This window comes from Streptomyces sp. NPDC059788 (assembly GCF_042732265.1).
Lineage (GTDB): Bacteria > Actinomycetota > Actinomycetes > Streptomycetales > Streptomycetaceae > Streptomyces.
The window spans coordinates 94,206-108,252 of record NZ_JBHWHY010000007.1; the positions used below are offsets into that span (position 1 = coordinate 94,206).

16 protein-coding genes are annotated in these 14,047 nt (G+C 70.7%); 7 read left to right on the forward strand and 9 right to left on the reverse strand.

All coding sequences use genetic code 11. The features are described 5' to 3' along the window. Nucleotides 1–233 precede the first annotated feature (233 nt). Nucleotides 234–1,382, forward strand: a complete 1,149-nt coding sequence (locus ACFV57_RS08545) for a serine hydrolase domain-containing protein (protein ID WP_385227234.1) — start codon at nt 234–236, stop codon at nt 1,380–1,382. 235 nt (nt 1,383–1,617) lie between these two features. Continuing rightward, nucleotides 1,618–1,800 (forward strand): hypothetical protein, encoded by a 183-nt coding sequence (locus ACFV57_RS08550; RefSeq protein ID WP_385227237.1) that lies wholly within the window; start codon nt 1,618–1,620, stop codon nt 1,798–1,800. 119 nt (nt 1,801–1,919) lie between these two features. On the opposite strand, the gene ACFV57_RS08555 is transcribed toward ACFV57_RS08550, so the two are convergent. Both ACFV57_RS08555 and ACFV57_RS08560 read right to left on the reverse strand, forming a co-directional pair. Then, on the reverse strand, nt 1,920–2,744 hold the full coding sequence (locus ACFV57_RS08555; RefSeq protein ID WP_385227240.1) for a hypothetical protein: 825 nt from the start codon (nt 2,742–2,744) through the stop codon (nt 1,920–1,922). Between the two features lie 234 nt (nt 2,745–2,978). Then, nucleotides 2,979–3,317, reverse strand: a complete 339-nt coding sequence (locus ACFV57_RS08560; protein ID WP_385227242.1) for a hypothetical protein — start codon at nt 3,315–3,317, stop codon at nt 2,979–2,981. Nucleotides 3,318–3,409: 92 nt separating this feature from the next. Between ACFV57_RS08560 and ACFV57_RS08565 the strand changes: the two genes are divergently transcribed. Next, on the forward strand, nt 3,410–4,285 hold the full coding sequence (locus ACFV57_RS08565; RefSeq protein WP_385227245.1) for an oxygenase MpaB family protein: 876 nt from the start codon (nt 3,410–3,412) through the stop codon (nt 4,283–4,285). 67 nt (nt 4,286–4,352) lie between these two features. Here ACFV57_RS08565 and ACFV57_RS08570 read toward each other — a convergent pair whose 3' ends face one another. Next, nucleotides 4,353–4,985 (reverse strand): class I SAM-dependent methyltransferase, encoded by a 633-nt coding sequence (locus ACFV57_RS08570; protein WP_385227553.1) that lies wholly within the window; start codon nt 4,983–4,985, stop codon nt 4,353–4,355. A 151-nt stretch (nt 4,986–5,136) separates the two neighbouring features. On the opposite strand from ACFV57_RS08570, the gene ACFV57_RS08575 reads away from it, so the two are divergent. Continuing rightward, nucleotides 5,137–6,315, forward strand: a complete 1,179-nt coding sequence (locus ACFV57_RS08575; protein ID WP_385227248.1) for a right-handed parallel beta-helix repeat-containing protein — start codon at nt 5,137–5,139, stop codon at nt 6,313–6,315. A gap of 42 nt (nt 6,316–6,357) precedes the next feature. Here ACFV57_RS08575 and ACFV57_RS08580 read toward each other — a convergent pair whose 3' ends face one another. Further along, entirely contained in the window at nt 6,358–7,026 is a 669-nt protein-coding gene (locus ACFV57_RS08580) for an O-methyltransferase (protein ID WP_385227251.1), read from the reverse strand. Between the two features lie 107 nt (nt 7,027–7,133). Beyond that, a complete protein-coding gene (locus tag ACFV57_RS08585) occupies nt 7,134–7,379 on the reverse strand; it encodes a hypothetical protein (protein WP_385227254.1) in 246 nt (81 codons plus the stop codon). Nucleotides 7,380–7,623: 244 nt separating this feature from the next. Here ACFV57_RS08585 and ACFV57_RS08590 point away from each other — a divergent pair, with 244 nt between their 5' ends. Next, nucleotides 7,624–8,184 carry an ATP/GTP-binding protein gene (locus tag ACFV57_RS08590; RefSeq protein ID WP_385227556.1) on the forward strand — a complete coding sequence of 187 codons (561 nt, stop codon included), beginning with the start codon at nt 7,624–7,626 and terminating at the stop codon, nt 8,182–8,184. A 44-nt stretch (nt 8,185–8,228) separates the two neighbouring features. Here the strand turns inward: ACFV57_RS08590 and ACFV57_RS08595 are convergent, their stop codons facing one another. Beyond that, nucleotides 8,229–8,657, reverse strand: coding sequence for a PPOX class F420-dependent oxidoreductase (locus tag ACFV57_RS08595; protein WP_385227257.1), 429 nt, complete (start codon nt 8,655–8,657; stop codon nt 8,229–8,231). A 132-nt stretch (nt 8,658–8,789) separates the two neighbouring features. Here ACFV57_RS08595 and ACFV57_RS08600 point away from each other — a divergent pair, with 132 nt between their 5' ends. Both ACFV57_RS08600 and ACFV57_RS08605 read left to right on the forward strand, forming a co-directional pair. Further along, nucleotides 8,790–9,197, forward strand: a complete 408-nt coding sequence (locus ACFV57_RS08600) for a roadblock/LC7 domain-containing protein (protein WP_385227260.1) — start codon at nt 8,790–8,792, stop codon at nt 9,195–9,197. Nucleotides 9,198–9,311: 114 nt separating this feature from the next. Then, the gene (locus ACFV57_RS08605) at nt 9,312–10,166 is read left to right on the forward strand and encodes a DUF6397 family protein (protein WP_385227263.1); all 855 of its coding nucleotides are present in this window, start codon (nt 9,312–9,314) and stop codon (nt 10,164–10,166) included. A 14-nt stretch (nt 10,167–10,180) separates the two neighbouring features. Here ACFV57_RS08605 and ACFV57_RS08610 read toward each other — a convergent pair whose 3' ends face one another. From ACFV57_RS08610 to ACFV57_RS08620, 3 genes are all read right to left on the reverse strand, one after another. After that, nucleotides 10,181–10,480, reverse strand: coding sequence for a hypothetical protein (locus ACFV57_RS08610; RefSeq protein ID WP_385227265.1), 300 nt, complete (start codon nt 10,478–10,480; stop codon nt 10,181–10,183). Nucleotides 10,481–10,490: 10 nt separating this feature from the next. Beyond that, nucleotides 10,491–11,396 carry an acyl-CoA thioesterase gene (locus tag ACFV57_RS08615; protein WP_385227268.1) on the reverse strand — a complete coding sequence of 302 codons (906 nt, stop codon included), beginning with the start codon at nt 11,394–11,396 and terminating at the stop codon, nt 10,491–10,493. Nucleotides 11,397–11,469: 73 nt separating this feature from the next. After that, nucleotides 11,470–13,983, reverse strand: a complete 2,514-nt coding sequence (locus tag ACFV57_RS08620) for a DEAD/DEAH box helicase (protein ID WP_385227271.1) — start codon at nt 13,981–13,983, stop codon at nt 11,470–11,472. Between the last annotated feature and the right edge of the window lie 64 nt (nt 13,984–14,047).

Here is a 14,047-nt window from a genome sequence, read left to right on the forward strand (position 1 = left end):
CATGATCGGGGATTGCGCGGACCGCCGTCGCCGTCGGGCAGAACCGTCACCGGCGGAGCACCGAAGGGCAGGAGGGCCGGACCACTCGCCAGGTGCTGGGGACAACCCCCGCCTGCGGTCCCCGGTTGGCCCCACCCGAGATCGGGAGTCTGTCCCAGTGCTCCGGGAAGCCACGTGCAGTGGAATACCGCATACATACCGCCTCCCATCGCTCGTGGAGCATCATGCGCATCGTGCGGCCTTTACTCACCTCCCTTCTCACCCTCGCGGTCTGCGCGCCGGCCCTTCCGGCATACGCCGCGCCGGCGAAGGGCAGATCCGAAAGCAGCGGCAGCGGCCGCGAACGGATTCACCGGCATCTCCAGGACCTCACGCGCAGCGGCGCCGTGGGCGCCCAGGTGCAGGTGACGGACCAGAACGGCACCTGGACGGCACGGGCGGGCAAAGCCCGAGCGGACAGTGACACCCCCGTGCCGTGGCAGGGCCGTTTCCGCGCCGGAAGCGCCACCAAGATGTTCACAGCCGTCGTTCTGCTGCAACTGGTCGAAAGGGGCGAGGTGTCGCTTGACGCCCCGCTGGACCGCTACCTGCCCTCGGACCTGGTCCCCGGAGCCGGGCACATCACGGTGCGGATGCTCCTGCAGCACACCAGCGGCCTCCACGACATCGCGCGCGATCTGCCGCAGGGCGAGGACCTGGTCCGCACGCGTTTCCGCCACTACGACAAGGCGGCACTAGTACGCGAGGCCGTAGCCCATCCCGCCGAATTCCCACCCGGCACGGATTACGCGTACTCCAACACCAATTACCACCTCATCGGCCTCATCATCGAACGCGTGACGCGGCATTCGTACGCCGAGGAGGTACGGAGCCGGATCTTCGAACCCCTGCACCTTGAGCACACCTCCGTGCCCGAGGACCGGACATCTCTCCCGGGACCGCATGCCCACGGCTACCTCACACTCCACGGGTCGGGCACTCGGCAGGCCCCCGCACACCAGGTGGACATCACGGAGCTGAACCCCTCGATGGCAGGCCCCTCCGGCGAGATCATCACGACCACGGGCGACCTGGACACCTTCCTCACCTCACTCACCTCCGGCAAGCTCCTGCGCCCGGCCGAGTGGAAGGAAATGAACCGCACGGTGGCCACGGACGACCCCCGGACCCGGTACGGGCTCGGTCTCAAGCGGCTGCGGCTGAGCTGCGGCCGCCTGGCCGTCGGTCACACCGGCGGCATCCCGGGCTACGCGACGCTCGCCTTCACGGCGCCCGACCGGTCACGCCGGGTCGTCCTGTCCGCGAACCTCGCCGACTGGCCCGCCGACCCGCACATCGGCGGCCCCATCGACAAAGTGCTGGACGACGCCATCTGCGGCTGACGCCGGTCCTGAGCCGACCGAAAGTTCTCCCCTTCGCAGCCGAACCAGGCCGCCTCTGCTCGAACACCCGTCCACCACGGCCCACTGGTGAACGGACCCGCCTCCTGTCACAGACAGTCACCGATCAGGAGGCAGGGCACAGCTTCCCGGTCGTCACGGATGGAACCCATGAGGCCGGAAAGGCGTTCCATGGGATACAGAGAGCGCGGCACCCGCCGCGGAAGGGACGTGAAGGATGTCCACGAACGCAAAGGTCGCCATCGGTGGCGTGGCGGTGGGAGTGATCCTGCTGTGGCTGCTGCCGTTCTGGGCGGCGGTGCTGGTCATGGTCGGTGTGCCGGCCGTGGCGTATCTGACGCTGGACCCCTCCCAGCGGCGCCGGCTGCGCCGCGTGACCCGCAAGGAGATCGGGCGCTGACCGGGTGGCCGGTGTCCGGGCGCCCGCACGGGTGAGCCGGGCGGCCGGGCCGCGACGACGCCCCCGCCAGCGGACCCGTGGGCAGTCGGTCCACGGGTGGGGCGCCGCCGCGTCCGCGCTCAAGTGGGCCGGACGGCCAGCGCGTCCAGAGCGCTCAGCAGTCCCGGCAGCTCGGGGCCCCGCCCCACGGGCAGGATCTCGCCCGGCTGCTCGTCCAGGAGGACGAACGCGATGTCGTCGGTGCGGGCCACCATGCTCCAGCCCGGCCCGTCCACGCGCAGCGTACGGGCCGCACCGGCGGCGAAGGACGAGCGGATCCGCCCCGGCGGCGGAGGCTGCGTCAGGTAACCGCGCGCTTCGGCCAGTGCCCGCTGCACCCCGGCGTGCGGCCGGGCCCCCGGATCGACGAACGTGACCTCGCCGTCGACCTGCTCGCGCCAGGCCGCCCACCGCAGCGCGATCTCGTCCGCGCCGAGCCGCCGCTGCGCGGGCCCCCACTGTTCGGCGTCCGGCGGCCTGAGCACGGCCGGACCGCCCTCCTCCGGTTCGGGGTCGTGCGGCGCCGGCACCCCCGGTGCCGCGACGGCGAGCGCGAGCGGCCAGCCGGGCAGCGCCTCCACCACGCTGCCCTCGCCCGGCGAGAGGTCGTACTCCATCCCGCAGTCCCAGGCGGCGACGGCGCACGCGACGAGCGAGGCGTCGTCCGTCACCACCGTCCAGCGCGCGCCCCGCCCGTCCTGGCCGAGCACCAGCCCGTACCCGTCCTCGTACGGTTCGAGACCGAGCCCCGCGCACACCTCGGGATAGTCGTCGCCGAGCACGCTCGGGAACTGCGCGGGCGTCAGCAGCACCGCCGTCAGCACGAGCAACTGGTCGTCGTCGCTCTCGGGCGCGGCTTCGCCGGCGTTCTCGGCCGTGGACGTACCGGCGCTCTCGGTCGACACCTGGGCCTCCCCATCCGATGCGCTCTGCTCCGGCCGGCCCCGGCCCGCCGCCACCGGGCCCGTGCCCCGGGCCGTCCGCGCCGGACCCGAAGCGGCCCGATCGTTCCGATCAGTCGTCGGCGCACCATAGTTGGCGGGGGCGCCGGTTGTCACCAGGCGTACGCCACAGCCCCGGAGGTTTCCGCCGCCGCGCCGGCACCCGGAGGCGGTGGTGCCGTCAAGCCCTCCCCGCCCTCAGGCCACCGGCAGATTGAGCAGATCCCGGGCCACCGTCTGCGGCGACTCGCTGCGCTCCCGGGCGAGTGCGATCACCGCCCGGCAGGCCAGTTCGTTGATGCCGAAGGCGAGCGCCTCGGGGGAGACCCACTCCGCCGTCTCGGCGCTGCGTTCGTCGTCGTCCTCGGCACACGCCGCCACATGGGCCGCCGCGGCCTCGAAAATATTGTGCGGCCTCTTCGCGCCGGGGGCCCGCGGCTCGCCCCCGCCCGGCAGGTGTACGGCGGTGCGGACACGGGCGAAGAACTCCCGAAGACCGCGGAACAATCCGGAGAGCCCACGCAAGAATCCGGTCATCGTGTCCCCCATTCCCGGTTCCCGTTCCGGTCGTTCCAGTCTGCCCTGAGTGCTTACGATTGGAACTTCGACGACGAAAGGACGGGTGCTCGGTGCGGCGCTACGACTGGCTGAGGCAGATTCAGCGGCTGGATCCGGAGCGGGACTTCCTGCGCATCCACCGCATCACCACGACGTACGAATTCCCGTGGGACGTCGCCCGCGCCCTGGAGCTGGCGCTCTACCGCACCTACGCCGTTCCCAGCATCGGCCGACTGCTCGACGAAACCGCCGAGCTGACGGACCGTACGCAAAAGCGCTACGACGACACCGCGCTCCTCCTGGACACGGTGATGGAGCACGGCTTCGACACCGACGACGGCCGGACCGCGATCCGCCGCATCAATCAGATGCACCGCAGTTACGACATCTCCAACGAGGACATGCGGTACGTGCTGTGCACCTTCGTGGTCGTGCCCAAGCGCTGGCTGGACCTGTACGGGTGGCGGCGGCTGAGCGAGATCGAGAAGCACGCCTCGGCCGTGTACTACCGCACCCTCGGGCGCCACATGGGCATCACCGACATCCCCCGGAACTTCCAGGAGTTCGAACGCTGCCTGGACGACTACGAGCGCGCGCACTTCGCCTGGGACGAGGGCGGGCGGCGGGTCTCCGACGCCACGCTCGGCCTGATGGCGGGCTGGTACGGCCCGCTGGCCCCGGTGGTGCGCGGCGCGAGCAAGGCCTTGCTGGACGACTCCCTGCTGGACACCTTCCGGTACGAGCGCCCCAAGCCCGCCGTCCGCGCCGCGGTGCGCGGCGCACTGCGGCTGCGCGCCAGGTCCGTCCGCCTGCTGCCGCCGCGCCGCCGCCCGCACTACGCCCGCCAGAACCCGGAGATCAAGGGCTACCCGAACGGCTACACCGTCGCCGAACTCGGCACCTTCCCCCAGGGACGCCCCACGGGCGGCTGCCCCGTACCGCACTGAGGCACCCGGCCGACCAGAACAGCTTCCGGCCTCGCGCGCCGGGCGCCTCCCGGGTGCCCTGACGTCCTCAGGCGCCCTGGCGCACGGCCATCGCCAGATAGCGCGCGTCCTCGTCCACGTAACGCACCAGATCCCACCCGGAACGCGCCAACAACGGACGCAAATTGGGCTCGGCCCGTAGGTCGTCGGGAGTGAGCGGGCGCCCCTTCCGCGCCGCGAGCGCCGCGCGACCCACCGGGTGGAACAGCGCCAGCCGGCCCCCGGGCCGTACGGTCCTGGCCAGCTCGGCGAGGCCCGCCCCGGGCTCGGACAGGTGGGACAGCAGGCCGGCGGCGAAGACCGCGTCGAGTGCGGCGTCCGGCAGCGGGAGCCGGTGCACGTCGGCGAGCACGAGGGACGCCAGACGTCCGCGCCCGGCCCGTACGGCCGCCGCCAGCATCTCGGGGGTCAGATCGGCACCGAGCACCGCCCCGCCCGCCCCGACGGCGGCCCGCAGGGCGGGCAGCGCCCGTCCCGTGCCGCAGCCGGCGTCCAGGACCCGGTCGCCCGCGCGCAGCTCCATCGCGGCGACGCCTGCCTCATAGGCGGGGCCGTCGTCGGGGAACCGCGCGTCCCAGTCGTGCGCGCGGGAGGCGAAGAACTCCCGCACGTCATGTCCCTGACCGGTGTGCCGAGCCGTCCCGGCGGTGTCGTCGTCCATAAGGGAACCGTCCATACGGGAACTGTAGATCGTGCCGATCGGGCTGATGGTGCGGGCGCCGTGTCCTGGTGCCGGGGCGGCGGTGGTCGGCGCCGCAACCGTTTCCTTTCGGTGACTTACGTTCCCGGCCGCCCGGCGTAATCATGCAGGCATGACGGAAACGGGGAAGTGGAATTTCGTCGACCATTTCGGCGCCGACCCCAGCGGCCGCGCCGATGCGGCGGCTCTCCTGCAGAACGCGGTGACCACCATCTGCGGTGCCGGCGGCGGAACACTGGTCATTCCCCCCGGCCGCTACCTCATGCACAGCACGGGAACGGTCGTACCGGACCCGGGCAACCTGACCGTGATCGCGTACGGCGCCCACATCGTCCGCAGCGACACCTCCACCATCGACACCCTCTGGGGCGGCGGTTTCTCCCACGACGGCTACAACGGCGCCTCCAACATCAGCATCCGTGGCGGCCTGTGGGACGGTGGCGCGAACAATCCCCTGCACCTGGACATGTTCGCCTTCTGCTCCGCGGAGAACATCCGCTACGAGGACCTGGTGGTGGAGAACATTCCGGACTGGCACGCGATCGAGTTCCACGGCGTCCGCAACGGTACGGCACGCAACTGCACCTTCCGGCGTTTCAAGGCCACCACACCGACCCGGTTCTTCTCCGAGGCGATCGAGGTCCAGGAAGCACCGGACGGCACCCACAGCACCGACATCGTCGTGGACGGCTGCTCGGCCGACGGGTACGGAGCCCTGGTGGGCACGCACACGGCGACCTTCCCCGGGCGTTTCCACAGCGGTCTGCGCGTGGTGAACAACCGGATCACCAACGCCAGGAACTATGCCGTACGCGCCCAGAACTGGCGCCACGCGGTCATCGCGAACAACATCATCGAGGACTGCAACAGCGGAATCCAGGTGCAGGTGGACCCCTCCGCGCAATACCAGTCGTGGTTCTGGTCGCAGACCGAGGACATCGTCATTTCCCACAACGTCCTGTCGCACACGGGTGTGCAGATACAGCCGGGTCAAGGCCCCCGTTACGCCACCATCGGCGTGTACGGAATGTCGGACACGCCGATGGAGAACGTCGTCGTCACCGGGAACATCATCCGCGACTGGGCAAGTTCGAACGGTATCGCCCTGCAGTACGTCCACGAAGGTGTGGTCACCGGAAACGTCGTGAAATACAGCCGGGGCGGCGACGGTACCGCGATACTGTTCACCTCCTGTTCCGGCGGCACGGCCACCGGAAACAACATCCGCTATGCCGGTTCGGGCATAGTCGGCGCCGAGGTCTCCGCCGGAAACCGGATCAGTCTGCGGTGAACGCGGCCGATACGGTGGATGGGGCCGCTACGGTGAATACGGTCACCCGGTCACCCGGGCCAGGGAGAACCCGTCGTAACCCTTGCTGCCCACGGTCTGCACCGCGGTGGCGGTCAGTTTGGGATGCTCGGCGGTGAGTTCCAGGAACCGGCGGATGCCACGGATCGACGGGTCCGTGCTGCCGGCGTCGGCGACCTCCCCGTTGCGTACGACGTTGTCGCCGATGATCAGGCTGCCGGGACGGGTGAGTTCGAGGGCCCGCTCCAGGTAGTGCGGATTGTTCGTCTTGTCCGCGTCGATGAAGACCAGGTCGAACGGCTCGGCGCCCTCGTCGACCAGCCGCGCGAGGCTGTCGAGCGCCGGGGCCACGCGGATCTCGGTACGTTCCGCGAGCCCGGCGCGGGCCAGGTTGGCGCGGGCGACGGCGGCGTGCGAGGCGTTGGCCTCCAAGGAGATCAGGCGGCCGTCGGCGGGCAGGGCGCGGCCGAGCCAGATGGTGCTGTAGCCGCCGAGCGTGCCGATCTCCAGAATGCGCCGCGCGCCCTGTATCTGAGCCAGAAGGTGGAGCAGTTTGCCCTGAGTGGGCGTCACGCTGATGTGGGGGAGGCCGGCCGCCTCGCTGTCGCGCAACGCGGCGTGCAGCGCGTCGTCGGCCGGGACGAGCAGGGAGTTGAGGTAGTCGTCGACAGTGTTCCACTGCTGCTGAGACATACGGCCCCTTTGCCTGTCTAGTTAGATTCGCTAATCAAAATAGCAGGGGCGCGTACGCCTGTCGGGGTGATCCGCGCACGACAGCCGGCGCCGGGCCCGGCCGCCCCTTATGCCCGGTGGCCCCGCTCGTGCAGCGGCGTCAGGTAGTCGCACAGTTCGCACCGCGGCGCGTCCCGGGCGGCCCGGATGCCGAGCAGCGGCTCGCCGCAGATGGCGACCAGCGGCCGGACGGGCGACTCCCGCGGATGGCAGATGCGGCAGACGTTGTGCCAGGGGCCGGCCTCGTTGTCGCCCGCTGCGGGAACGGCCGCGATGTCCGCGCCGGTATCGGTGGCCTCATGAGTGGACATCATCAGCCTTCTCTCTCGCGCCCCGCCGGTGCGTCGGCCGGCTCGCGGCGCGGGCTTCCCGCTGGTGTCGCCCGGCCGGACGGTGGCCGAGGCTTTCTCCCGAAGCGTACGAACTTGTCAACTCCGTGCCACGCTGTGTAGCGGAAGGAGTACGGTCCTCGCCATGGTTTTCGAGTCGCGCGACCCAGCCCACGACATACCCGTAGCGGCTGCCGACGGGAGTGCGGACACCCCGGACGACGACGTGATGGCTCTGAAAATCCTGGTGGCGGGCGGTTTCGGGGTCGGCAAGACGACGCTGGTCGGTGCCGTGAGCGAGATCCGGCCGCTGCGCACGGAAGAACAGCTCAGCGAGGCGGGCACGGCGCTGGACGACGCCGGGGACGTGGTGCGCAAGACCACCACCACCGTGGCGATGGACTTCGGCCGCATCACCATCAGGGACGGGCTGTCCCTGTACCTCTTCGGGACGCCGGGGCAGGACCGCTTCTGGTTCCTGTGGGACGACCTGGCGCGGGGCGCGCTGGGCGCCGTCGTCCTCGCCGACACGCGCAGGCTGGAGGACTGCTTCCCCGCCGTGGACTACTTCGAGAACCGCGCGATCCCCTTCCTGGTGGCCGTCAACTGCTTCGCCGAAGCGCGCGCCTACGGGGCCGGAGAGGTGGCGCGGGCGCTCGACCTGGACCGGGGCACACCGGTGGTGCTGTGCGACGCGCGGGACCGCGACTCGGGCAAGGAAGTGCTGATACGTCTGGTCGAGCACGCCGGGCGGGTGTACACCGCCCGGCTGCTCGACTCGGTCAGCTGACCGCGCTCCGTACACCGCGGGCTCCGCCGGGGCGCGGACGGGCGTCAGTCGGCGAGTTCGGCGATGGCGACGACCTTGTCGATCCGGACCCGCACCAGCAGCTCCCCCGGGACGCCGTTGCGCGCCCCGTACTCCTCGGCGCGCCCCTCGCCCATGTAGCGGGCCGCGATGCGGGTGGCCCAGTCGCGTACCTCGGAGAGCTCGTCGCTGGTCTCGGCCCGGCCCTCGACGATGGCGAAGCCGAACGGCGGCCGTTCGTCGTCCACGCAGAGCGCGACCCGGCCGTCCCGGGCGATGTTGCGTCCCTTGACCGTGTCCGCTCCGGTGTTGAAGACGAGGTCGTCGCCGTCCAGCAGGAACCACACCGGTGCGATGTGCGGGCTGCCGTCGGCCCGTACGGTCGAGAGCTTGCCCGTGCGGGTGCCCTCGGACAGGAAACTGTGCCACTCGTCCTTGCTCATTTTGCGTGCCATACCGCCATCCTGCGCCATACGGCGCGAACGGGCCGCTCCAAGCGCGCCGACGCCGCCGGGCCGCTTGCCGGGACGGCACCGGTGGTCCAGGCTGGCACGGCAGTTGCCCACGGGGACCGGGGAGGAAGCGGTATGGCACTGAGCAGCGGACTCGACTGGCTGCTGGACGATCTGACCGAGCGGATGGACCAGGTGCGGCACGCCCTGGTGCTGTCCAACGACGGGCTGGTGACGAGCGCGAGTGAGCGGCTGGCGCGCGAGGACGCCGAGCACCTGGCGGCGGTCGCGTCGGCGCTGCACAGCCTCGCCAAGGGCTCCGGGCGGCACTTCGGAGCCGGGCGGGTGCGGCAGACGATGGTCGAGTTCGACGACGGCGTGCTGTTCGTGACGGCGGCTGGGGACGGCAGCTGTCTGTGTGTACTGGCGGGCCCCGAGGCTGATATGGGACAAATTGCCTACGAAATGGCGCTGTTGGTCAACCGTGTGGGGGAACACCTGGGCGTCGCGGCCCGGCAGCCGGAAGGTTGTCCACAGCCCTGAGGTCGGGGGTTGACCGACTGTCACACCCCACGGCTATTGTCGTCACTGTCGGTAACGGGCCGACGGGAATCCGCACCGGATTCCGCGACGGAGGCAATGACGGGGGAGTGCGACATGACGGTGACGTGCGACAGGCGGCAGGCGCTCGCGACGCTCACGGCGGAGGAGCGGTTCACCGCGGGGGAGACGCTGACTCCAGGGCGGGCGGCCCGCGAACTGGGTCTGCGCGGCGGAGAGTTCGAGCTGGCGGCCCAGCTGGGGGAGATCCTCGTGGTCCCGCCGGATTTCGAGGCCCGGTCCGGACCGGCCGGCCCGTGGGCGCGGCGCCGGGTGCCGGCGGAGGAGGTCCGGCGGCTGCGCGCCGAAGAGGGTTTTCCCGACACACTGCGTGACCGTCTTCGGACGGTCGGCACGGCCGAGGCCGCCGAGTCGCTGGGCATCGGCGCGAGCCGCTTCCTGCGGCTGGCCCGCGCGGGCTGCATCGCCCCGGTCCGCTTCTACGTGAACCGCTACGGCGCCCTGGTCTGGCTCTACCTCGCGGCGGAGACGGCGGACTTCGCCGCCCGCGAGCCGGAGCTGCTGCGGGGCCACATCCCCGCGGTGCTGCGGGTGATGCTCGACGGCGGCCAGGACTGGCGTGGCCGGAAGTGGCGCAGCCGCCGGGTCGCCCAGCTGATGGCCCGGGCGACGGACGACTGGGAGTCGGCCGCGGTGATCGCGGCGGTACTGCCACCGGAAGAGCTGGCCTCGGTCGCGGACGACCCGGTGGAGCGCTCCGTCCTACGGCGGCTGCGCCCCTGCCTGGCCCTGCCCGCGGTGAGCCCGGCGGCCAGGGAAGCGGTCGAGCGGGCGACGACGGCCGAGGAGTTCGACGAGGTGCTCTGGTATCGCGTCAACCTCTCCCGCTCCCTGGACCGCGCCCGCCGTCACCAGCCGGCGACGGGCCGTCTGCGCCACCACGTGCCCTGAGGCGCGGCGGCGCCTCACGTCTCCGGGAGACAGCTCAGCCGTAGCCGGTGGGCGTCTTCCGGCTGCTCCACCGTGACCAGGGTGGCCGCGCCGTCCACGGAGCGCAGGGTGGCGACGGGGTCAGCATCGATCAGCTGCCGTAGGTCTCTGCGTACGTCACGGTCGAGCGGGGGCGAGAGGGCGGCGTTCCACGAGCCAGCGCCGACGGCGGTGCCGGTGGCGGTCTCGGCCGGGGGCTCGATCCGGACGGGGATGCGGGCCAGACAGGTTGCGCTGTTGGCCCACCATTCCAGATGCGCCTGCTCACTCTTCACGGCCGACCGTTCATGACTGCTCCCCGTACGGACGTTCCAGGCTCTGGCCTGTGGTGTGGGGGCGTAGCAGGCCTTCCTGCACCACGGAGACCAGGAGGTTGCCCGCGCGGTCGTAGATGCGGCCGCGGGCCAGACCTCGGCCGCCGGTGGCGATCGGGGACTCCTGGTCGTAGAGGAACCACTCGTCCGCGCGAAAGGGGCGGTGAAACCACATCGCGTGGTCGAGGGAGGCCATGTCGAAGCCGCGCGGGCCCCAGAGTGGCTCGATCGGGATGCGGACGGCGTCCAGCAGGGTCATGTCGCTGGCGTAGGTCAGTGCGCAGGTGTGGACCAGCGGATCGTCCCCCAGGGGACCGACCGCCCGCATCCAGACCGCGCTGCGCGGCTCCGCGCCCTCGATCTCCTCCGGCTTCCAGCGCAGCCGGTCGACGTAGCGGATGTCGAAGGGCTGCCGGCGGGCCATCCGCTCCAGGGCCTCGGGCAGCCCGCCCAGGTGCTCGCGCACCTCGTCCGCGACGGTCGGCAGCTCCTCGGGGGCGGGGACCACACGGCGCATCGGCAACTGATGTTCGAAGCCCGGTTCGGGCTTGTGGAAGGAGGCGGTGAGATTGAAGATCGTACGGCCCTGCTGGACGGCGACGACCCGGCGGGTGGTGAAGGACCGGCCGTCCCGCACCCGCTCGACCATGTACACGATCGGCACCCCGGGCCGCCCCGGGCGCAGGAAGTACGCGTGCAGCGAATGCACAGGCCGGTCACCCTCCGTGGTCCGGCCGGCCGCCACCAGCGCCTGCCCGGCCACCTGCCCGCCGAAGACGCGCTGGAGGCTTTCCCGCGGGCTGCGGCCGCGGAAGATGTTCACCTCGATCTGCTCCAGATCCAGCAGATCCACCAGGCGCTCGGCGGGATTGGTCATGGCCGTACGTCCTCCGTCGGGTGTCTCGACGCCCTTGCTGAGCGGTGCGCCCCGCGAAGGGCGCACCATCCGGTCACAGCTGGCCCACGGCGGTGACGCGCACGACCGCGCGCCCCTCCTCGTCGGAGGCCGTCAGGTCCACCTCGGCGGAGATGCCCCAGTCGTGATCGCCGTTGGGGTCGGCGAAAGTCTGCCGTACCTTCCACAGCCCGTGCTCGGGTTCCTCCTGAATCTGCAACAGCTTGGGCCCGCGCGCATCCGGACCGGTGCCCAGCTCGTCGTACTCGTCCCAGTACGCGTCCATCGCCTCGCCCCAGGCGTCCGCGTCCCACCCGGACTCGGCGTCCATCTCGCCGAGCTCCTCGACCTTGTCCAGCGCGGCCAGCTCCACCCGCCGGAACAGGGCATTGCGTACCAGCACCCGGAAGGCCCGCGCGTTCGCGGTGACCGGCTTGACCTGGTCCGCCCGCTCCGCGGCCTCCTCTGCCGTCTCCTCCGCGGGGTTGGCCAGCTGTTCCCACTCGTCCAGCAGGCTGGAGTCCACCTGGCGGACCATCTCGCCCAGCCAGGCGATGATGTCCTCGAAGTCCTCGGACTTCAGATCGTCCGGCACGGTGTGGTCGAGGGCCTTGTACGCGCTCGCCAGGTAGCGCAGCACGATGCCCTCGGTGCGCGCGAGCTCGTAGAACGAGGTGAACTCGGTGAAGGTCATCGCGCGCTCGTACATGTCGCGGATGACCGACTTCGGCGACAGCGGGTGGTCACCGACCCACGGGTGGCTCTTGCGGTACAGGTTGTACGCGTGCAGCAGCAGCTCTTCCAAGGGCTTCGGGTACTCGACGTCCATGAGGCGCTCCATGCGGTCCTCGTACTCGACGCCGTCGGCCTTCATCTGGGCCACCGCCTCGCCCTTGGCCTTGTTCTGCTGGGCCGCGAGGATCTGCCGCGGATCGTCGAGGGTGGACTCCACCACCGAGACCATGTCCAGGGCGTAGGAGGGCGACTCCGGGTCCAGCAGGTCGAACGCCGCCAGCGCGAACGTGGACAGCGGCTGGTTGAGCGCGAAGTCCTGCTGGAGGTCGACGGTCAGACGGACGATCCGTCCCTCGGCGTCCGGCTCGTCGAGGCGCTCGACGATTCCGCCGTCCAGCAGCGAGCGGTAGATGGCGATGGCGCGGCGGATGTGCCGCAGCTGGTTGCGGCGCGGCTCGTGGTTGTCCTCCAGCAGCCCGCGCATCGCCTCGAAGGCGTTGCCCGGCCGCGCGATCACCGACAGCAGCATCGCGTGGGTGACCCGGAAACGCGAGGTCAGCGGCTCAGGCTCGGCGGCGATCAGCTTCTCGAACGTGTTCTGGCCCCAGTTGACGAAGCCCTCCGGCGCCTTCTTGCGCACGACCTTGCGGCGCTTCTTCGGGTCGTCGCCGGCCTTGGCGAGCGCCTTCTCGTTCTCCACGACGTGCTCGGGCGCCTGGGCCACGACGAACCCGGCGGTGTCGAACCCGGCCCGCCCCGCGCGGCCCGCGATCTGGTGGAACTCCCGGGCCCGCAGCGTGCGCACACGCGTCCCGTCGTACTTGGTCAGCGCCGTGAACAGCACGGTACGGATCGGGACGTTGACGCCGACGCCGAGGGTGTCCGTACCGCAGATGACCTTCAGCAGGCCCGCCTGGGCGAGCTTCTCGACCAGCCGGCGGTACTTGGGCAGCATGCCGGCGTGGTGGACGCCGATGCCGTGCCGGACGTAGCGCGACAGGTTGCGCCCGAACTTGGTCGTGAAGCGGAAGTTCCCGATCAGCGCCGCGATCTCGTCCTTCTCCGCGCGGGTGCACATGTTGATGCTCATCAGCGCCTGCGCCCGCTCCACGGCCGCGGCCTGCGTGAAGTGCACGATGTAGACCGGGGCCTGCCGGGTCTCCAGCAGCTCGGTCAGGGTCTCCGTGAGCGGGGTCGCCCGGTATTCGTACGACAGCGGTACGGGCCGGGTCGCGGACCGGACGACCGAGGTCGGCTTGCCGGTGCGCCGGGTCAGGTCCTCCTCGAAGCGCGACATGTCGCCGAGCGTCGCCGACATCAGTACGAACTGCGCCTGCGGCAGTTCCAGCAGCGGGATCTGCCAGGCCCAGCCGCGGTCCGGCTCGGCGTAGAAGTGGAACTCGTCCATGACGACCTGGCCGATGTCGGCGTCCTTGCCGTCCCGCAGCGCTATGGAGGCGAGCACCTCCGCCGTGCAGCAGATCACCGGCGCGTCCGCGTTGACGGAGGCGTCGCCGGTGAGCATTCCGACGTTCTCGGTGCCGAAGAGCTTGCACAGGTCGAAGAACTTCTCCGACACCAGCGCCTTGATCGGCGCGGTGTAGAAGGTGACCTCGTCACGGGCCAGCGCGGTGAAGTGCGCACCCGCGGCGACCAGGCTTTTTCCCGAGCCGGTGGGGGTGGACAGGATGACGTTCGCCCCCGAGACCACCTCGATCAGCGCCTCCTCCTGGGCAGGGTAGAGCGCGATGCCCTGCTGTTCGGCCCAGCTCGAAAAGGCTTCGAAGAGGGCATCGGGGTCGGCGTCGTTCGGGAGATGATCGATGAGGGTCACGTCCCCATACTGCCTTCCCCAGGTCCGGAACAGACAACCGGCGGGTCGGACCTAGATCATCGGA